At 59.7% G+C, this 17,963-nt stretch carries 20 protein-coding genes and 1 pseudogene; 14 read left to right on the top strand and 7 right to left on the bottom strand.

The genetic code is table 11. The features are described 5' to 3' along the window. Positions 1 to 127: 127 nt before the first annotated feature. The 9 genes from rpmG (at position 128) to B5F28_RS09375 (ending at position 7,556) form a co-directional block, all read left to right on the top strand. Complete coding sequence (rpmG, locus tag B5F28_RS09415; protein ID WP_058963484.1) at positions 128 to 277, top strand: 50S ribosomal protein L33; 150 nt, start codon at positions 128 to 130, stop codon at positions 275 to 277. A 17-nt stretch (positions 278 to 294) separates the two neighbouring features. Next, positions 295 to 546, top strand: a complete 252-nt coding sequence (gene secE, locus B5F28_RS09410) for a preprotein translocase subunit SecE (RefSeq protein ID WP_087295558.1) — start codon at positions 295 to 297, stop codon at positions 544 to 546. Positions 547 to 582: 36 nt separating this feature from the next. Further along, complete coding sequence (gene nusG / locus B5F28_RS09405) at positions 583 to 1,104, top strand: transcription termination/antitermination protein NusG (RefSeq protein ID WP_058963486.1); 522 nt, start codon at positions 583 to 585, stop codon at positions 1,102 to 1,104. Between the two features lie 130 nt (positions 1,105 to 1,234). Further along, a complete protein-coding gene (gene rplK / locus B5F28_RS09400; protein ID WP_058963487.1) occupies positions 1,235 to 1,660 on the top strand; it encodes a 50S ribosomal protein L11 in 426 nt (141 codons plus the stop codon). Between the two features lie 61 nt (positions 1,661 to 1,721). Next, on the top strand, positions 1,722 to 2,417 hold the full coding sequence (gene rplA / locus B5F28_RS09395) for a 50S ribosomal protein L1 (protein WP_087181889.1): 696 nt from the start codon (positions 1,722 to 1,724) through the stop codon (positions 2,415 to 2,417). Positions 2,418 to 2,720: 303 nt separating this feature from the next. Continuing rightward, positions 2,721 to 3,233, top strand: a complete 513-nt coding sequence (gene rplJ, locus B5F28_RS09390; protein WP_087295556.1) for a 50S ribosomal protein L10 — start codon at positions 2,721 to 2,723, stop codon at positions 3,231 to 3,233. Between the two features lie 90 nt (positions 3,234 to 3,323). Next, complete coding sequence (rplL, locus tag B5F28_RS09385) at positions 3,324 to 3,698, top strand: 50S ribosomal protein L7/L12 (RefSeq protein ID WP_058963490.1); 375 nt, start codon at positions 3,324 to 3,326, stop codon at positions 3,696 to 3,698. A 240-nt stretch (positions 3,699 to 3,938) separates the two neighbouring features. Next, positions 3,939 to 5,759: a glutamine--fructose-6-phosphate transaminase (isomerizing) gene (gene glmS, locus B5F28_RS09380; protein ID WP_087295554.1), complete on the top strand. Its 1,821-nt coding sequence runs from the start codon at positions 3,939 to 3,941 to the stop codon at positions 5,757 to 5,759. A gap of 105 nt (positions 5,760 to 5,864) precedes the next feature. Continuing rightward, positions 5,865 to 7,556 carry an alpha-glucosidase gene (locus B5F28_RS09375; protein ID WP_087295552.1) on the top strand — a complete coding sequence of 564 codons (1,692 nt, stop codon included), beginning with the start codon at positions 5,865 to 5,867 and terminating at the stop codon, positions 7,554 to 7,556. An 85-nt stretch (positions 7,557 to 7,641) separates the two neighbouring features. Here B5F28_RS09375 and B5F28_RS09370 read toward each other — a convergent pair whose 3' ends face one another. From B5F28_RS09370 to B5F28_RS15155, 4 genes are all read right to left on the bottom strand, one after another. Then, positions 7,642 to 8,034 (bottom strand): putative ABC transporter permease, encoded by a 393-nt coding sequence (locus tag B5F28_RS09370; RefSeq protein ID WP_087295550.1) that lies wholly within the window; start codon positions 8,032 to 8,034, stop codon positions 7,642 to 7,644. A gap of 61 nt (positions 8,035 to 8,095) precedes the next feature. Beyond that, the gene (locus tag B5F28_RS09365) at positions 8,096 to 9,562 is read right to left on the bottom strand and encodes a nicotinate phosphoribosyltransferase (protein WP_206423071.1); all 1,467 of its coding nucleotides are present in this window, start codon (positions 9,560 to 9,562) and stop codon (positions 8,096 to 8,098) included. Between the two features lie 233 nt (positions 9,563 to 9,795). After that, positions 9,796 to 10,452 (bottom strand): helix-turn-helix domain-containing protein, encoded by a 657-nt coding sequence (locus tag B5F28_RS09360; RefSeq protein ID WP_247643458.1) that lies wholly within the window; start codon positions 10,450 to 10,452, stop codon positions 9,796 to 9,798. Further along, a complete protein-coding gene (locus B5F28_RS15155; RefSeq protein WP_247643457.1) occupies positions 10,419 to 10,637 on the bottom strand; it encodes a hypothetical protein in 219 nt (72 codons plus the stop codon). Before B5F28_RS15155 ends, B5F28_RS09360 begins: the two co-directional genes overlap by 34 nt. 144 nt (positions 10,638 to 10,781) lie before the next feature. Between B5F28_RS15155 and B5F28_RS15430 the strand changes: the two are divergent. From B5F28_RS15430 to B5F28_RS15145, 3 genes and pseudogenes are all read left to right on the top strand, one after another. Then, positions 10,782 to 11,012: pseudogene (locus B5F28_RS15430) on the top strand (alpha-L-fucosidase); the annotation flags it as partial. Next, on the top strand, positions 10,993 to 11,358 hold the full coding sequence (locus B5F28_RS15150; RefSeq protein WP_275532617.1) for an alpha-L-fucosidase: 366 nt from the start codon (positions 10,993 to 10,995) through the stop codon (positions 11,356 to 11,358). The pseudogene B5F28_RS15430 and the gene B5F28_RS15150, both read left to right, overlap by 20 nt. 18 nt (positions 11,359 to 11,376) lie before the next feature. Continuing rightward, entirely contained in the window at positions 11,377 to 11,784 is a 408-nt protein-coding gene (locus tag B5F28_RS15145) for a hypothetical protein (protein ID WP_247643456.1), read from the top strand. A gap of 81 nt (positions 11,785 to 11,865) precedes the next feature. Here the strand turns inward: B5F28_RS15145 and B5F28_RS09350 are convergent, their stop codons facing one another. Then, positions 11,866 to 13,221: a D-alanyl-D-alanine carboxypeptidase family protein gene (locus tag B5F28_RS09350; protein WP_087295545.1), complete on the bottom strand. Its 1,356-nt coding sequence runs from the start codon at positions 13,219 to 13,221 to the stop codon at positions 11,866 to 11,868. Positions 13,222 to 13,432: 211 nt separating this feature from the next. Between B5F28_RS09350 and B5F28_RS09345 the strand changes: the two genes are divergently transcribed. After that, positions 13,433 to 14,092 (top strand): metallophosphoesterase, encoded by a 660-nt coding sequence (locus B5F28_RS09345; RefSeq protein ID WP_247643461.1) that lies wholly within the window; start codon positions 13,433 to 13,435, stop codon positions 14,090 to 14,092. A 238-nt stretch (positions 14,093 to 14,330) separates the two neighbouring features. Beyond that, the gene (locus tag B5F28_RS09340) at positions 14,331 to 15,413 is read left to right on the top strand and encodes a GGDEF domain-containing protein (protein WP_087295541.1); all 1,083 of its coding nucleotides are present in this window, start codon (positions 14,331 to 14,333) and stop codon (positions 15,411 to 15,413) included. Between the two features lie 54 nt (positions 15,414 to 15,467). Here the strand turns inward: B5F28_RS09340 and B5F28_RS09335 are convergent, their stop codons facing one another. Then, complete coding sequence (locus B5F28_RS09335; RefSeq protein ID WP_087295539.1) at positions 15,468 to 16,379, bottom strand: serine O-acetyltransferase; 912 nt, start codon at positions 16,377 to 16,379, stop codon at positions 15,468 to 15,470. Positions 16,380 to 16,585: 206 nt separating this feature from the next. Next, positions 16,586 to 17,920: a S1C family serine protease gene (locus B5F28_RS09330; RefSeq protein ID WP_087295537.1), complete on the bottom strand. Its 1,335-nt coding sequence runs from the start codon at positions 17,918 to 17,920 to the stop codon at positions 16,586 to 16,588. Positions 17,921 to 17,963 lie beyond the last annotated feature (43 nt).

Raw genomic sequence — 17,963 nt, 5'->3', positions numbered from 1 at the left:
CCGGCGGGATGTGCTATGATGATTACACCTCATTTTGCAGGCTTATTTTTTTGTGCCTTTTTTCAGGGTACGGCCTGCAAGCACGAGGGAGGCTAAACAAACCGTTAAATGGAGGTGCCGAAGACAAATGAGAGTGAAAATCACCCTGGCCTGCACTGAGTGCAAACAGCGCAACTACAACACCATGAAGAACAAGAAGAACAGCCCCGACCGGCTGGAGATGAAGAAGTATTGCCGTTTCTGCAAGAAGCATACTGTCCATCGTGAGACCAAGTAAGAAAGGCGGGAACATCCATGGCTGAAAATACTGCCAAGAAGCCCGGTTTTTTTGCTAAAGTCAAAAATTGGTTCAAAGGGATCGGGAAGTTCTTCCGCGACACCAAGAGCGAACTGAAAAAGGTGGTTTGGCCCTCCAAGAGCCAGATCATCAACAACAGCATCGTGGTGCTGGTGGTTATGATTGTTTCTGCTATCGTCATCCTGCTGCTTGACCTGCTGTTCGGCGAGGTCATGCATTTGGTGCTGCAGGCCGCTGCAAACCTGTAAGCGGCCGCATCCTGAAAAGCGGAAGGGAGTAAACGTATGGCAGAACAGGCAATGTGGTATGTTGTGCATACCTATTCCGGTTATGAAAACAAAGTGGCACAGAACCTTGAGACCATCGTGGCCAACCGCCGCCTGCAGGATCTGATCCATGAAGTGAAGGTTCCCGTTATGATGGAACCCGAAATCAAGGACGGCAAGGAGCGCATGGTTGAGCGCAAAATCTTCCCCGGCTATGTGCTGGTGAAGATGGTCATGACCGACGAAAGCTGGTACATCGTTCGCAACTGCCGCGGTGTGACCGGTTTCGTGGGCCCCTCGTCCAAGCCGGTGCCCCTGTCTCAGGCAGAGGTGGACAAGCTGGGCGTGGAGACCGTGGCCGAGCCCACTGTGGACTACGAAGTGGGCGACAATGTGGAGATCAACGCTGGTCCTCTGGAGGGCTTCGTGGGTCTCGTGGAAGAGATCGACATGGAGCATCGCAAGGTGCGCGTGAAGGTCTCGATGTTCGGGCGCGAAACGCCCGCAGAACTGGAGCTGGATCAGGTCAAACCCCTGTGACAGCAAAAACCCTTATGGTAAGAGCCGCTAGATGCGGTTTTTATAGGGCGCTGGCGGTTGCCGGTGCCCGTGGGAGGGCCGGATAAGCCCGGCCCGCTAGCTTACCACAAATTTTGGAGGTGCATTTAAAATGGCGCAAAAAGTAACTGGCTATATTAAGCTGCAGATCCCCGCCGGCAAAGCGACTCCGGCTCCCCCTGTTGGTCCCGCTCTGGGCCAGCACGGCGTGAACATCATGGCGTTCACCAAGGAATTCAACGAGCGTACCCAGAAGGACATGGGCTACATCATCCCCGTTGTAATCACCGTGTATGCTGACCGTTCCTTCAGCTTCATCACCAAAACTCCTCCGGCCCCCGTGCTGATCAAGAAGGCCTGCGGCATCGAGAGCGGTTCCGGCGTTCCCAACAAGACCAAGGTGGCCACCATCACCAAGGCTCAGCTGGAAGAGATCGCCAAGACCAAGATGCCCGACCTGAATGCTGCCAACCTGGAAAGCGCTGTCAGCATGATCGCCGGCACCTGCCGCAGCATGGGTGTTACCGTAACCGAGTAATCACCCCGCTGGATTCGTGGGAGGAACTTAAATCCGATAGACCACACAGGAGGAAAAAGTAATGAAACATGGTAAACACTATGTCGACAGCGCCAAGCTGATCGACCGCTCTAAGCTGTATGAGGCCGACGAGGCTCTGGCTCTGTGCTGCCAGACCGCCAAGGCCAAGTTTGATGAGACCGTTGAGCTGCACGTCCGCCTGGGCGTTGACAGCCGCCACGCTGACCAGCAGGTCCGCGGCGCTGTTGTGCTGCCTCACGGTACCGGCCGCGACGTGCGCGTTATCGCCATCTGCAAAGGCGACGCTGCCAAGGCTGCCGAGGAAGCTGGCGCTATGATGGTTGGCGACGCTGACCTGATCGCCAAGATCCAGAACGAAGGCTTCGTTGACTTCGACGTTCTGGTTACCACCCCCGACATGATGGGCCAGGTTGGCCGTCTGGGTAAGGTTCTGGGTCCCCGTGGCCTGATGCCCAACCCCAAGGCCGGCACCGTTACTCCCGACATCGGCCGCGCTGTTACCGAAGCCAAGGCCGGTAAGATCGAGTACCGTCTGGACAAGCAGAACATCATCCACGTGCCCGTGGGCAAGGCCAGCTTCGGCGCTGAGAAGCTGGGCGAGAACCTGCGCACCGTGATGGACGCCATCGTGAAGGCTAAGCCTGCTGCTGCGAAGGGCCAGTACATCAAGAGCGCCACCGTGGCTACCACCATGGGCCCTGGCATCAAGATGAACGGCGCCAAGTTCGGCGGCTAATCACAGCCCGACGGCTGCGAGTGAGCAGTTCGCTGCCCCGCGCAAAACGCGGGGCGGCTTTTTTGCGAAAAATCGCAAAAAGCACTTGACAAACCCGCGCGCTTTGCGGTATACTATTCATGCTGTTTTTAAGACAGCAGGTGCTCATGTGATATAAGGAGCATAAGAGGCCATCCCGCCCGCCTGCCGAGAAGCCGCGTAAATTTGCCTTGTGTATGTTTATGCCCCTTTCTCGGCCAAGCTGGGAAAGGGGCTTTTTGTGCGAAGTAGAAGTTACGAAGGTTTGAAACGAGGTGAAACGAAATGCCCAGTGCAAAGATTCTGAGCGAGAAGCAGGCTTATGTTGCCGCTCTGAAGGAGAAGATCGCCGCCTCCGTTGCCGGTGTGGTCGTTGACTACAAAGGCATCAGCGTGGCCGACGATACCAAGCTGCGTAAGGAGCTGCGTGAGGCTGGCGTTGAGTATGCGGTTGTGAAGAACACCATGCTGCGTCTGGCCCTGAAGGATACCGAGCTGGAGGCTATGAGCGAAGTGCTGGAAGGCACCACCGCTATTGCCATCTCCCACGAGGATCCCATGGCTGCTGCCCGCATCCTGTGCAAGTACGCCGAGGCGTCCAAGGGCGCTTACAGCGTGAAGATCGGCTACATGGAAGGCTCTGTTATGCCCAAGGAAGAGGTTGAGGCCATTGCTAAGCTGCCCAACCGCGAAGGCATGCTGTCCATGTTTGCTGGCGCTCTCACCAGCACCCTCAGCGGTCTGGCCGTTGCTATGCAGGCCTACGCCGACAAGTGCGAGGAAGAGCCCGCTGCGTAAGTTACGCAAATCCCCGTCCGGGCGGTGCGTATAAGCGCTGCCGCTGAACGAACATCATTTTAAAATTAAGTACATTGGAGGTATATGACAATGGCTTCTGAGAAAATCACCAAAATCATTGACGCTGTTAAAGAGCTGACCGTTCTGGAGCTGAAGGAACTGATCGACACCTACTGCGAGGAGTTCGGCGTTTCCGCCGTGGCTGCTGCCGCTCCCGCTGCTGCTGGCGCTGCTGCTCCCGCTGCTGAGGAGAAGACCGAGTTCGACGTTGTGCTGGCTGAGGTTGGCGCCAACAAGATGGCCGTTATCAAGGCTGTTAAGGAAGCTACCGGTCTGGGCCTGAAGGAGGCCAAGGAGCTGGTTGACAACGCTCCCAAGACCCTGAAGGAAGCTGCTTCCAAGGCTGACGCCGAGGAAATGAAGAAGAAGCTGGAAGAAGCCGGCGCCAAGATCGAGCTGAAGTAAGTTCTGCTTTTTGCCTGATTGAGCATCTGCAAGGCCGCCGCCCGTTTGGGCGGCGGCTTTTGTTTTGCTCTTTTCGCGGGGATATTGCCCAAGTACCGGGCGGCTGCGTCAAAAAAATATGTATGAAAATATAAATGTTGCGGATGAAATTGAAAATACGGCCGGCATATGATATACTGAAACACATGTTTTGTAAAAACGTGCACAAAATTTATATTTTCAGCATAGGAGGCGATGGCCATGTGCGGCATCGTTGGATATTCGGGAAAAGCCGGCAGCCTGGATGTGCTGCTGGAAGGTCTTCATAAACTGGAATACCGGGGTTACGATTCGGCGGGCGTGGCGCTGAGCTATCCGGATGGCATCCGGGTGGCCAAGGCCCAGGGACGGCTGAGCGCCCTGGAGGAAAAACTGGCCGGGCTGCATCTGCCGGACAGCGGCTGCGGCATTGGTCACACCCGCTGGGCCACCCACGGTGCGCCCAGCGATGTGAACAGTCATCCCCACTCCGCGGCCCGGGTGAGTCTGGTCCACAACGGCATCATCGAGAACTATGTCGAGCTGCGGGAATATCTGGTCCGCAAAGGCTATAAATTCTGCAGTGAGACCGACAGTGAGGTACTGGTCAAGCTGATGGACCATAACTATCAGGGCGACCCGCTGGATGCCATGCGCCGTACGCTGGCTCAGGTGCGGGGCAGCTACGGCCTTGCCATCCTGTTCCGGGACCGTCCGGGCGTGATCTACGGCGCGCGGAAGGACAGTCCGCTTATCGTGGGCTGCGGCGAGGGCGAGAACTTTCTGGCCAGCGACATCCCCGCGCTGCTGCGCCATACCCGCACCTATATTGCCCTGGAGGAGGGCGATATGGTAGAGCTGAAGCCGGACAGCATCCGCCTGTTTGACCGGCTGGGTCAGCCGGTGGAGCGGCCCCGCATGGAGGCCCAGTGGGAGATGGAGGCCGCGGAAAAGGGCGGCTACCCCCACTTCATGCTCAAGGAGATCCATGAGCAGCAGGCGGCTCTGCAGGCCACCATCGGCCCCCGCATCAAGGACGGCCTGCCCGATCTGAGCGAGTGCGGCCTGACCGATGAATATCTGAAGGGGCTGACCAGCATCCATATCGTGGGCTGCGGCACCGCCATGCACGCGGGCATGGTGGGCCGTACCGCCATTGAAAAGATGGCTCGGCTGCCTGCCTTCACCCAGATCGCCAGCGAATTCCGCTACAGCGACCCCATCCTGCATCCGGGGGATCTGGTGGTCATCATCAGCCAGAGCGGCGAGACGCTGGACACTCTGGCCGCACTGAAGCTGGCCAAGGAAAAGGGCGCAAAGACCCTGGCCGTGGTGAATGTGGTGGGCTCCTCCATCGCCCGTGCGGCGGACTGGACCCTCTACACCCATGCCGGTCCGGAGATTGCGGTGGCCAGCACCAAGGCCTACAGCGTACAGCTGGCGGTGATGTATCTGCTGGCGCTGCGGCTGGCACTGGCCCGGGGCACCCTGGACCAGCATGAGGTGGGCTATCTGACCGAGCAGCTGCAAAAGGCTCCCGCCCTGCAGCAGCCCCTGCTGGAAAACTGCGATCAGATCCAGTATCTGGCCAGCCAGTTCATGAACAGCACCGACCTGTTCTTCATGGGCCGGGGCTTCGATTACTCTCTGTCGCTGGAGGGCAGCCTGAAGCTGAAGGAGATCAGCTATGTGCACAGCGAGGCTTACGCCGCGGGCGAGCTCAAGCACGGTACCATCTCGCTGATCACCGACGGGACTCCGGTGATCGCTCTGGCCACCCAGGACGACGTATTTGAAAAGACTCTGAGCAACGTGAAAGAGGTCAAGACCCGGGGCGCCCGGGTGATCCTGCTGTGCAAGGAGGAGACAGTGGTGCCCGAGGGTGCGGCGGACTACGTGGTGCGCCTGCCCCGGTTGGAAAGCGTCTTCATGCCGCTTTTGATGATCGTGCCGCTGCAGCTGTTCGCCTACTACATGAGCGTGCTGCGGGGCTGCGACGTGGATAAGCCCCGCAACCTGGCCAAGAGCGTGACCGTGGAATAAGTCGTTCCCGGAAATTTACCGGAAACGGGCAAAAGACTTGCAAAGGCCGCCGCCGGTGTTTATAATGGGCCTGAAAACGATTCCAAAAAAGGAGCGTGCAGACCTGTGGAACGGCAATGGTGGCATAACAAAGCGGCTTACCAGATCTGGCCGAAAAGCTTTTACGATTCCAACGGCGACGGTGTGGGCGATCTGCCCGGCATCACCGCCAAGCTGGATTATCTGAAGGACCTGGGCGTGGATATTCTCTGGCTTTCGCCGGTGTACCAGAGTCCGCTGGCGGACCAGGGCTACGATATCTCGGATTATCAGGCCATCGATCCCCGCTTCGGCACCATGGAGGACATGGACCGTCTGCTGGCAGAGGCCAAACGGCGGGGCATCCGTCTGGTGATGGATCTGGTGGTAAACCACTGCTCGGATGAGCATATCTGGTTCAAAAAGGCAGTGGCGGACCCGGAAGGCCCCTATGGACAGTATTTCTACTTCCGCAAGGGCAAGGACGGCAAGCCGCCCTGCAACTGGCGGGGATACTTCGGCGGCAGCGTCTGGAGTCTGGTGCCCGGCCGGAGCGATCTTTACTATCTGCATCTTTTCCATGAAAAGCAGCCGGACCTGAACTGGGAGAACCCGGCCCTGCGCCGGGAGATCTACAACATGATCAACTGGTGGCTGGACAAGGGCGTGGCGGGCTTCCGTATCGATGCCATTGTGAACATCAAAAAGGACCTGGCCTTCCGGGATTACCCGGTAGACCGGCCGGACGGTCTTTCCGATTGCCGCCGGATGCTTTCGGAGCCCGGCGTGGCTGAGGGCCTCAGCGTATTTCTGGAGGAGATGAAGCGGGAGACCTTCGCTCCCCACAAGGCCTTTACGGTGGGCGAGGTGTTCGACACCGACCCCGACCGGCTGGCGGAATTCATCGGCCCGGAGGGGCACTTCTCCACCATGTTTGACTTCGCGCCCACCTGCCTGGGCAAGGACTCGCAGGGCTGGGCCCGGGCAAAGCAGCCCACCACCACCCAGTACCGGGATGCCTGCTTTGGCTCCCAGCGGCAGGCGGCGGGCGTGGGCTTCCTCGCCAATATCATCGAAAATCACGACGAGCCCCGGGGCGTGAGCCAGTATCTGCCGAAGAACGCGCAGGACAGCGAGCAGGCCAAAACCTGCCTGGCCACCGCCAGCGTGCTGCTGCGGGGCATTCCGTTCCTGTATCAGGGGCAGGAGCTGGGTATGACCAACACCAGATTTGAACGCATTGAGGACGTGGATGACGTGAGTACCCACGGCGAGTATGCGGCCTGCCTGGCACTGGGGCTGACCAAGGCCCAGGCGCTGGCCGTCTGTGCCCAGTACAGCCGGGACAATGCCCGCACCCCGGTGCAGTGGACGGGAGGGAAAAACGCCGGCTTCACCACCGGAACGCCCTGGATCAGTGTAAATCCCAACTACACCCGCATCAACGCCGAGGAGCAGCAGGCCCGACCGGATTCGGTGCTGAACTGGTACAAAAAGCTGCTGGCCCTGCGCAAGGACCCCGCATGGGAGGAAGCTCTGGTGTGGGGCAACTGTGAGCCGGTGCTGGAGGAGGAAGAAGGCCTGATGGCCTACCGCCGCACCGGCGGCGGCAAAACACTGCTGGTGGTCTGCAACCTGAGCGAGCTGCCCTGCAGTCTGGCGCTGCCGGGGACCATCCAACAGGTGCTGCTCAACAACCGGGAGGGTGGTCCGCAGCCGGGGTTTGACCGGTACGCCGCCCAGCCCTGGCAGGCCGTGGTCCTGGAGCTGGAGCAATAAAAAGGCAAACGGATTTTCAACAACAAAAGCCCTCCGCCGTGGAAAACTCCGCGGCGGAGGGCTTTTGCATATTTGGACAAGTGGTTCAGGCGGGCCGTAAAGCGGCATGCAGCCGGTCGGCGCAGGCAAAGCAGACAAAGACCGGGATGCACAGTAAAAACCAGTACAGGCTGAACCGGGGGCAGATCTGGCCCCATAAGTTGCCCCACCGGTCGGAGTAATCCCAGATGCCCATGCCCAGCAGCCGGTTGCACACAAGGCCCATGGCAAGCTCCATGCCGGTGATGCAGCCTGCGCCCGCCGCACAGCGGGCCAGCAGCGGCACCCGGCGGGGGAGGGCACGGTCCAGTTCGCGCAGCACCAGCAGAATCACCCCGCCGGAAAGCAGCATGGTCCAGTGGGTATAGCCCCGGTAGAGCAGCTCGATCTGCCCGTAGCCGAAGGCCCCCACAAAAAACAAAGTTGTGTTTCGCAGCATAAAAACATCACCCGGGGAATAGTCTTCCCCGGGTGATGTTATTTTATGTGCGGGCAGGGCGTTATTCCGCCGATTTGCCGGTAACCTTGCTCAGCTCGGTGAGCATCTTGTGCTGGCAGTCCCACAGCTTCTGGGACAGGTCCACATAATACCGGTGGGGATACTCGAAACGGCGCATCTCCTCCCACAGGTTCTCCAGCTGCACGGTGCAGCGCTCCCGGATCTGGGTCACATTGGGGCGCTCGTAGACCAGCTTGCCCTTCTCGTAGATGGGGGTAGTCAGGCAGACTGCCGAGCAGTTTGTGTAGGTGCGCTCCTTCCAGGTCTGGAAGGGATCGAACAGGGTCAGGCCGTCGCCCACCTCTACCTCTTCGTCAAACACGGCCACATAGTCGGCCATGGCCTTTTTGGTGTAGTGGTCGTAGATGCGCCACACCTTTTTCAGCAGGGGAATGGTCAGCTTTTCAGCGCTCTCGCTCACCTTGATCTTGGGGATGTAGTCCTCGCCGTCCTTCACGGCGGCCAGCTTGTATACGCCGCCGAACACCGGATCGCTCTTGGCAGTGATCAGGTTCTCGCCGATGCCGAAGCTGTCGATCTTGGCCTCCTGCAGAATCAGATCCCGCACGATGTACTCGTCCAGGCTGTTGGAGGCGCAGATGCCGCAGTCCTCGTAACCGGCAGCGTCCAGCATCTTGCGGGCCTTCTTGGACAGGTAGGCAATATCGCCGGAGTCGATGCGGATGGCCACCGGGCGCTTGCCCTGGGGCTTCAGCACCTCGTCGAAGACCCTGATGGCGTTGGGCACACCGCTCTTCATCACGTTGTAGGTATCAACAAGCAGTACACAGGAATCGGGATACAACTCAGCGTATTTCTTGAAGGCGTCGTACTCGCTGGGGAACATCTGCACCCAGCTGTGGGCCATGGTGCCCGAGGCAGGAATGCCGAAGTCGCGGGCGGCCATCACGCAGCTGGTGGAGGAGCAGCCGCCGATGTAGGCAGCGCGGGCACCGTAAACAGCGGCGTCGTAGCCCTGAGCGCGGCGGGCGCCGAACTCCATGACCGGGCGGCCCTGGGCGCTGCGCACGATGCGGTTGGCCTTGGTGGCCACCAGGCACTGGTGGTTGATGGTCACCAGCAGCAGAGTCTCCAGCAGCTGGCACTCGATGGAGGGGCCCTCCACCGTCACGATGGGCTCCCGGGGGAAGATGGGGGTGCCTTCGGGAATGGCCCAGATGTTGCAGTGCAGTTCGAAGTTGCTCAGGTAGTTCAAAAAGCGCTCGTTGAACACACCGGTGCCCCGCAGGTACTCGATGTCCTCCGGAGTGAACTTCAGGTTCTCCACAGCGTCGATAAAGGTGTCCAGACCGGCCATGATGGCGAAGCCGCCGCCGTCCGGGATCTTGCGGAAGAACATGTCGAACACGCTGATCTTGTCCTCGTAGCCTTCCTCCAGATACCCGGCGGCCATGGTGAGCTCGTAAAAGTCCATGATGGTGGTCAGGTTGCGTTTCACATCCAACATAAAGCTCCAACTCTCTCTCAAAAAGGTATTCGGCAAGGCCGCGGCTTTGCCGTTCACAGCACCCGATGGGCGCGGGAAACTGGGCGATGGAATCCAGCATGTCCGCAAGCGGCCCTGCAAAAAGAACCGGGAAAAGGCCCCGGGCGGCATACGGCGCGGAAGGGCAGGAAAACAGCGGATGAAACCGGTTCCCGCGTTTGGGATTAAATTATATTATAACATTGTTTCGATTGTTAATAAAGTGTTTTTCCGGGGAAAGAGGGCGCTCCCAGGCCATTTTTCTGCGGCGGGAGGGGAGTGGTTTTGCCCGCTGCCGCTTGCTGTCGGTACTGCCGGGGTGTCAGACCGGTGATCGCTTTGAACGCCTTGTTGAAATTCCGCAGGCTGCCGTAGCCGCACTGTCCGGCGATGCGGGTGATGGGCCAGTCCCGCTCCCGCAGCATCTGGCAGCTCAGTGCCACCCGGTAGCGGTTCAGGTATTCCGTGAAGGTCACGCCCAGCCGCTGGCGCACCAGCCGGGAAAGATAATGGGGCTCGTAGCCCATCGTCCGGGCCAGGCCCTCCAGTGTGAGGGGCTGGTCAAAGCCTGCCTGCACCTGCTCCATCAGGCGGCACACCGGCTCCAGCTGCCGTTTGGGAGCGGGCTGCCAGGAGGTTTGATTCCGAAATTCCGCGCACAGCAGATACAGCAGCCCCTTGGTGTGCAGCCGGTCGCGGCCATCTGCCGCCAGCAGCTGCCGGGCCAGCGCCGGGTCCGGGGTGAAAACCGGGCGGTCAGGGTGCAGCGCACGGGAGCCTTCCCAAAAGGCAGGAACCCATTCCGGCGCAAAGCAAAGATAAAACGATTCTCCGGCGCTCAGGCAGCGGAAGGAATGAATGGTGCCGGGCAAAAGCAGTGCTCCCTGACCGGGCGAAAGGACCTCCCGCCCCTCCTCCAGCGCAGCTCCACACTTCCGCTGACCAGATACATCCATTCCAGGCAGCGGTGCAGGTGGGGCGGAAAGCTTTCGTCCCGCACCGGCTCCGCAAAGAAGAAGTCCTCCGCGCCGAAAAACTCCGGCTGATAGAGCACCATACATCCTCCGCCCTTTCCTTGAAAAAGATACCGGTGTTCCATTTATTTTATGTCCGCATTCTTTTTTGTGCAAGCGATTTTGAGTATAATCGACCCGAAAGGCCGGGCGCATCCGGCTGCATCACGAAAAGGAAGGCTGATACCATGTCTTTGATTGCACCCGTCCCCGCCCGCAGACCCAGCGCGGGCCAGAAATGCCAGATGGACCGACGCTTCGGTATGTTTCTGCACTTTGGAGTGAACACCTTTGGTAATGTGGAATGGTCGGACGGCGGAATCGCCGACCTGTCCTATCAGCCCACCGCCATCGACGCGGACCAGTGGGTGCGCACGGCCTGGCAGGCGGGGATGAACTATGTGGTGGTCATTACCAAGCACCACGACGGCTTTTGTTTGTGGGATACCCACACCACCGATTACAGCGTGCGCTGCTCCGGCAGCCACCACCGATGTGGTGGCTGCGGTGGCTGCCGCCTGCAAAAAATACGGGCTGGCGCTGGGGCTGTACTACTCGTTGTGGGACCGCTCGGAACCCCGCTATACCCGGGATTTTGCAGGGGAATACATTCCCTACATGCAGGCCCAGCTCACCGAGCTGATGGACGGCCGGTACGACCCCATTGCCGAGCTGTGGCTGGACGGCGGCTGGGATAAGGCCCGCAGCCAGTGGAGGCTGGAGGAGCTGTATGATCTGGTGAAGCGGCTGCAGCCGGAATGCTAGATCGGAATCAACCATACAGTGGGTGTGGATACCGACACCGCCGGCGGGCCGGACGAGCGGTATCTGCCGGTCCGCTGCCGCAATGGAGACCCGCTGCGGATGTTTCCCTGCGATTTCCGGCTGTGGGACCCCCATCCCTGCCGCCCGGACGATGCGAAGCTGTATACCTTTGGCGGCGAGACCTATTATCTGCCCTTCGAGATGACCGTCTGCTCCCGGGAGGGCTTCAGCTGGTTTTACTCCAATATCTACGAGCAGAAGCCCCTGCTGGATACCGAGCAGGTGGTGCACCAGTGCCGGGATGCCTGGCAGGCGGGAAACCCGGTGGTGATCAATCTGCCCCCGGATGTGCGCGGTCGTCTGGTGCAGGCGGATGTGGAGCATCTGCTGGAAATTGCCCGGCGGCTGGGTGTGCGGCGGGAATGATCGTTGCCACCGGGCAGAAAAAAGCGCCCCGTTATCCTGCAAGGGATAACGGGGCGCTTTTGGTGTTACAAGGGTGCCGGATCAAAGTGAGGGTCGGCGGGGCCGACGGTTGGTCTTGCGGGTGGCCTGATGGCGGTAGTAGAGAATCACATAGGCCACAGCGGTTACGGAGCTCACGCAGAGAAGCACCTTGAAGTACAGCCCGCCGAAGAATTCACCGATCTTGGACAGGGTGAACAGCAGGGTGTTGCGGTCCAGGTCCCGGTCGGCGGTCAGTTCCACCACACCGATGGTCTGGCCGGAAAGGGAAAGGGTCACAGTGCCGATCACATCGCCTTTCTTCACCGGGGCGGTGACATATTCCGGAAGATTATAGGTCTTCTGGGTCACGCTCTCGTCGGTGTTCTTGGGCAGGATGGTCATCATGTCATCTGCCGGATAGAGCATCACGGTGTCCGCGTCGGTGGAGTATTTCACCTTCACCTCGGCCAACGGCTCGCCCACCTGCATGGCGGGCTGGATGGCGAAGCTTTCAAACACCCAGTCCATGAGCAGGCCGGTTTCGTACAGGGCCGGGCGCTTAGTGGGGTATTCGTAGGGGTCAATGGAGTTGGGGCTGTTCAGAACCACGCTGATGTAGCTTTCGCCGGTGTCGGTGCTGGTGTGCCAGCCCGCGAAGTTCTGCCAGTCCTCCAGGGTGCCGGTTTTGCCGCCCTGGTTGTAGTCCCGGTAGTATTCCGCGCCCAGGGCTTTGTCGTGCATCTTGTTGGTGCTGTAGAGCATATAGGGCATGGAGGCGGAGTAGCGGCTGGGCATGTAGTCCTGGCCCATATCCCATTTCAGGGTACCCATGGCCTCCTTGAGGGTGTCAAAGCTCATGGCGTAGCGCAGGATCAGGTACATGTCCCGGGCGGTGGTCACATTCTCCAGACTCATGCCCACCGGGTCCACAAAGGTAGTGCCGGAGCAGCCGATCTCCTTGGCCTTGCTGTTCATCATGTAAACAAAGTTGTCGATGCTGCCGCCGCTTACCGTATTGGCGATGATCATGGCAGCGTCCGCTGCGCTGGGCACCAGTGCAGCATACATCAGGCTGCGCAGGGTGTGAGGCTCACCCATCAGAATATCCGCGCTGGCCATGCCTTTGCCGTAGAGCGAGTCCCGGATGGAGGCGGTGAGCTCGGCGGTCACGGTGTCCAGCTGGTCCTCATACTGCTCCACCAGCAGGATACAGGTCATGATCTTGGTCAGACTGGCGGCGGGCAGCGATTCCTCGCTGTTCTTTTCGTATACGATGATGTTGGTGTCGGTATTCACGATGTAGGCAGCCTTGCCGGAGATCTCGAAGGGGGGCTCAAATCCCACCGCCCCGGCGGGCAGCGCGAAAATCGCGGCCATGAAAACCAGGGCGAGCAAAAGCGCGATGAATTTTTTCATGTGGACTTTTCCTTTTAAACGCGTTAAAATATTTAGGTCAATACCGCATCATTCCGATGATGGAGTGCGGCGGAGCAAACGGGCAAAATGCCCGAAAAAAGCGATTGATTCCCGGGCAGATTGCCCAGTGATTTACCTTGTATTATAGCATTTTTTACAGGGTTTATAAAGTGTTTTTCTGGTGAAAGGTGGGCGGCAAGGCTTGATTTATGTGACCGGCGATATCCACGGCGAGGTGGAGCGCTTTTCGGAAAAAGAGATAAAGCGGCTGAAAAAGCAGGATACCCTGATCGTTCTGGGGGATTTCGGCTTTTTGTGGAGCGGTGACAAGGCGGAACAGAAAAAGCTGAAATGGCTGCAAAAGCGCCGCTACCAGCTGCTGTTCATCGACGGCTGCCATGAAAATTTCGACCTGCTGAAGGAATATCCCGAGGTGGATTATATGGGCGGTAAGGCCCGGCACATCGGCGGCAATCTGTACTACATTCAGCGGGGCAGTATTCTGGAAATTGAGGGCAAAAAGCTTCTTTGCTTCGGCGGCGCCGAAAGCTGGGACAAGGAGGACCGGGACGAGGGCATAAACTGGTGGCGGGCCGAGCTGCCCACCAGCGAGGAGCTGAAGACCTGCGCCGACAACCTGGAAGCCGCTGGCTGGCAGGTGGACTACATTCTCACTCACGACGCACCGCTGAAGATTCTGGAATTTGCCCAGCTGATGCAGGGCCAGCCCAACTGGCTGCACACCTTCTTCGGCCAGATCATGGACAAGGCCCAGTACAAAAAATGGCTGTTCGGCCGTTACCACAAGGACCGCAAGCTGGGTACCAAGACCCAGGCGGTGTTCTGTGATGTGATTGCGCTGGAGGATTGAACGCTTCCCTGAAAGTATGGTCCGCGGACAAGGCAGGCAAACGGCCTTCCCACAGTCAAACCGAAACAAAAATGCCGAGGGCGGCCTTCCGACAACAGGAGGGCCGCCTTTGTTTGCCTGCCGAAGAGGAATTGCGGAGGATGGTTTTGATTGTGCCGGTCCGGGGGATTTGGTATAATGAGAAAACGAATGAAATACATGTGAACGGGCGTGGACCACAAGGCAAAGGAGAACGCGGATGCACCCGGTAAACGGTCAGCAATGGAACACAGTAAACGAAAAATGGATGCGGCTGCATTGGTGGATGACCGCCAGCCTTGCGCTGGCTGCAGCGCTGCTGGAAGTCATTATGGCTTTTGCATTGAACCGGATCGAGGGGGTTGTGAATTCCGACCCCACCCGTTATGCCATCAAGTATCTGCTGATCCCGGTGGCGCTCAACAGCATTCTGGTGCTGATCGGCCTGTTGGCGGTGAACAGTCGGCGGAAGGGGCAGATCCGGCAGGTGCTCGTGTCGCTGTGTATGGCGGGGGTGTGCCTGGTGCTGTATGGGGTGCACAGCCTGTTCCCGGCGCTGATCCTGCTTCCGGTGGTGGCCATTCTGCTCACCGTTTCCTACGGCGATTACCGACTCACCTCCATCACCGCGGCGGTGTGCCTGCTGGGCGTACCGGTGGTGGATCTGGTGGTGGTCTGGGACTCCACCCAGCGCCACCGGCTGGAAAATGTGGAAAATCGCATCAACTGGCTGCTGGGTCTGGTGATGCTGCTGGGCTGTTATCTGCTGAGCCTTGTCTCCATTTATTACGAGCGGGAGCGTATCCGCCAGGCCGCCCGGCAGGAATGGGAGCTGCGGCGGGACGGCCTGACCGGCCTGCTGAATCGAATGGCACTGGACGACCGGCTGGGCCAGCTGTGCGCCGGCGGGCAGGGCGTTGTGGTGATGATGGACCTGGATGGTTTCAAGCAGCTGAACGACACCCTGGGCCATTTGCAGGGCGATGCCTGCCTGCAGATGGTAGCGGGCATCCTGCGCAGCTATGCAGGAGAGGATGCAGCTTTCCGCTATGGGGGCGACGAATTCTGCATGGTGTTCCACGCGCCGGAGTCCAGCCGCATCGTGCAGACCTGCGAGCGGATTCGCAAGGCCCTGGAGGGCATCTGCCTGTTTTCGCCCTGTCGGGTAGGGGCCAGCTTCGGTATGGCCGAGTGCCGGCCGGGTATGAATCCGGAACAGCTGCTTAAAAATGCCGACAGTGCCCTCTATCAGGCAAAGGAGGAGCGGGGCTGTATCCGCCGATGGGAACAAACCGCAAGATAAAAAACGCCGCAGAGAGACCTTGTCTCTCTGCGGCGCTTTTGTTTGTACGGAAAATCAGTCGGTCACATCGGTGGGAGATTTGATGGTCTGCTCGGGGCGTTTGGCCAGCACGCGGCTGTTGGCGGGCACCGATTCGGTGATGAAGGTTCCGCCGCCGATGGTGGTGTTCTCGCCGATCACGGTCTCGCCGCCCAGCACCGAGGCGCCGGAATAGATGGTCACATTGTCGCACACGGTGGGGTGACGCTTCACGCCCATCAGCTGCTGGCCGCCGCGGGTGGACAGCGCGCCCAGAGTAACGCCCTGATACAGCTTCACGTGATTGCCGATGATGGTGGTTTCGCCGATGACCACACCGGTGCCGTGGTCAATGAAGAAATATTCGCCGATCTGCGCGCCGGGGTTGATGTCGATGCCGGTGCTGCTGTGGGCGTATTCGGTCATGATACGGGGGATGTAGGGCACGTTCTGCAGATACAGCTCGTGGGCCACCCGATAGATGTAGATAGCGTAAAAGCCCGGGTAGCAGAAGATGATCTCCTCCCGGCTTTTGGCGGCGGGGTCGCCCTCAAAGCCTGCCTGCACGTCCTTCAGCAGAGTCTGCTGCAAGGTGGGCAGCTTTTCAAAAAAGGCGGCGCATACCTCATCGGCCCGGGGCTCGGTGTGCAGCTGGCAGCCCTCCTTGCCGCACTCGTACAGCAGGGCGGTGGCCAGCAGGGAGCGCAGGTCGTCATACAGCCGGTCCAGCCGGTAGCCGGCATAGTGGTCTCCGAAATCGCCCAGGCGGCTGTCGGGGCCGTAATAGCCGGGGAAGATGATCTCTTTCAGGTCCCGCAGGATGTTGATCACTGCTTTGCGGTTGGGCAGCTCCATGCCCTGCTTCAGGGTGAGCAGCTCGTGGCTTTGGTAGTTTTCATTCAGGCCCTGGACCGTTTTCTGGATGGCCCGACGCTTGATCTCGTTCATAAAAGGCTCCTTTCACCGGTGACCCGGCCCTGTGTCGCCGCTGGCGGCGCAGCGGTGGGGGAATAGTTTAATCATACCTGTTTGGGCGGGATGCGTCAATGCAAAGCGGAAAAAAAGAACAGGGGGCCGCACGCCTGTGCGGCCCCCTGCCCTCGTGTGAAAACAGAAAAAGGAAACGATATGAAAAATCGGGATCGGTATAGGGATCAGGCCTGGGTCTTTTCGCCCAGAACCACATTCAGAGTGATCAGCTCGCCGTTCCGGTCCACCTGAACCTGAACGGTGTCGCCCGCGGCGTAGTCCTGGAGGGCGTTGGTCACATCGGTGGCGGTGGTCACGGTCTTGGTGCCCACGCTCACGATGCGGTCACCAACCTTCATGCCGGCGTTGGCAGCGCCGCTGCCCTCAGTAACGCTCTGTACGTAAGCGCCCAGAGTGGAAACGCCGTACTGCATAGCGGTCTGGGCGTCGGTGATGCTCACCACGGTGATGCCCAGAACAGGACGGCCGGTCACGTAGCCGTTTTCGATCAGATCCTGGGCCACAGCCTTGGCGGTGTTGATGGGAATGGCGAAGCCCAGACCCTCGGCGTTCTCATCAGCGTTCTTCGCGTTTACGATGCCGATCAGCTCGCCCTTGGAGTTGAACAGGCCGCCGCCGGAGTTGCCCGGGCTGATGGCAGCGCTGGTTTGGATCAGGTTCATGGTGTTGCCTTCCACGGTCACGCTGCGGTTCAGCGCGCTGATGATGCCGTCGGTGGAGGTCACGCCCAGGTTGCTGGGGTTGCCCACCGCGATGGCGGTCTCACCGATGGCGATGGTGTCGGAGTCGCCCAGGATCGCCGGGGTCAGGCCGGAGGCATCGATCTTGATGACCGCGATGTCGCTCTGGGAGTCCGAGCCGATCAGAGTGGCGTTGTAGGTGGTGCCATCGTTCAGCTTCACGGTGATCTGCTGGGCACCCTCCACCACATGGGCGTTGGTGATGATGTAGCCGTCAGCGGTGAAAATCACGCCGCTGCCCGCGCCGCTCACAATCTGCTGACCGCCCCAGAAGCCGTAGCTGGTGGTGACCATCTGCTCGGTGGTGATCTCCACCACGCTGGGGGTGATGGAATTGATCACGTTCACCAGCGGGTCCAGAGAAGCGGAGCCGTCGGTGCTGCTGGTGGCGGTACCGGAGGGATTGGCACTCTGGTACACGATGCGGGCACTGCTGGTCTTGTCGGCCACGTAGAAGCCCGCGTAGCCGCCGCCGAAGCTTACGCCTGCCACCAGCACCAGTGCCAGGGCGCCCGCGGCCACCTTCTTCAGCCGGGGATGGCTCTTTTTCATGCGGGGCGGCTGGGGTTCGCCGCCCATGGGAGCGGAGGGGCCAAAGCCGGGCGTGGAAGCGCCGGGGGTGGTGTAGTCGGTGCTGCTGCCGGCGCCCATGGAGGGTTCACCGGTGGGGCCCATCGGGGTGTAGGAAGCGGGGGTGGGGTTGCCGCCGCCGCTGTTCGGGTAGCTGCCGGAATAATCATATTCCCATTTGTTTTCCATACTCTATCATCCTTTCAGGTGAACAGGGGGTCCGGGGCGTTTG

Source organism: Gemmiger sp. An194 (genome assembly GCF_002160145.1).
Lineage (GTDB): Bacteria > Bacillota > Clostridia > Oscillospirales > Ruminococcaceae > Allofournierella.
Note: the sequence above shows the minus strand (reverse complement) of the source record. Positions and strands in the feature narration are given on the sequence as shown.

Excerpts from the sequence above, each read along its gene's own strand:
- B5F28_RS09370 (WP_087295550.1), bottom strand. The coding sequence starts at position 8,034 with ATGCTGCGAAACACAACTTTGTTTTTTGTGGGGGCCTTCGGCTACGGG.
- B5F28_RS09350 (WP_087295545.1), bottom strand. The coding sequence starts at position 13,221 with ATGAAAAAATTCATCGCGCTTTTGCTCGCCCTGGTTTTCATGGCCGCG.
- B5F28_RS09330 (WP_087295537.1), bottom strand. The coding sequence starts at position 17,920 with ATGGAAAACAAATGGGAATATGATTATTCCGGCAGCTACCCGAACAGC.
- B5F28_RS15150 (WP_275532617.1), top strand. The coding sequence starts at position 10,993 with ATGTGGTGGTCATTACCAAGCACCACGACGGCTTTTGTTTGTGGGATA.
- rplJ (WP_087295556.1), top strand. The coding sequence starts at position 2,721 with ATGCCCAGTGCAAAGATTCTGAGCGAGAAGCAGGCTTATGTTGCCGCT.
- nusG (WP_058963486.1), top strand. The coding sequence starts at position 583 with ATGGCAGAACAGGCAATGTGGTATGTTGTGCATACCTATTCCGGTTAT.
- rplK (WP_058963487.1), top strand. The coding sequence starts at position 1,235 with ATGGCGCAAAAAGTAACTGGCTATATTAAGCTGCAGATCCCCGCCGGC.
- rpmG (WP_058963484.1), top strand. The coding sequence starts at position 128 with ATGAGAGTGAAAATCACCCTGGCCTGCACTGAGTGCAAACAGCGCAAC.
- B5F28_RS09365 (WP_206423071.1), bottom strand. The coding sequence starts at position 9,562 with ATGTTGGATGTGAAACGCAACCTGACCACCATCATGGACTTTTACGAG.
- rplL (WP_058963490.1), top strand. The coding sequence starts at position 3,324 with ATGGCTTCTGAGAAAATCACCAAAATCATTGACGCTGTTAAAGAGCTG.
- glmS (WP_087295554.1), top strand. The coding sequence starts at position 3,939 with ATGTGCGGCATCGTTGGATATTCGGGAAAAGCCGGCAGCCTGGATGTG.
- B5F28_RS09340 (WP_087295541.1), top strand. The coding sequence starts at position 14,331 with ATGCACCCGGTAAACGGTCAGCAATGGAACACAGTAAACGAAAAATGG.
- B5F28_RS15155 (WP_247643457.1), bottom strand. The coding sequence starts at position 10,637 with ATGGTGCTCTATCAGCCGGAGTTTTTCGGCGCGGAGGACTTCTTCTTT.
- rplA (WP_087181889.1), top strand. The coding sequence starts at position 1,722 with ATGAAACATGGTAAACACTATGTCGACAGCGCCAAGCTGATCGACCGC.
- secE (WP_087295558.1), top strand. The coding sequence starts at position 295 with ATGGCTGAAAATACTGCCAAGAAGCCCGGTTTTTTTGCTAAAGTCAAA.
- B5F28_RS09335 (WP_087295539.1), bottom strand. The coding sequence starts at position 16,379 with ATGAACGAGATCAAGCGTCGGGCCATCCAGAAAACGGTCCAGGGCCTG.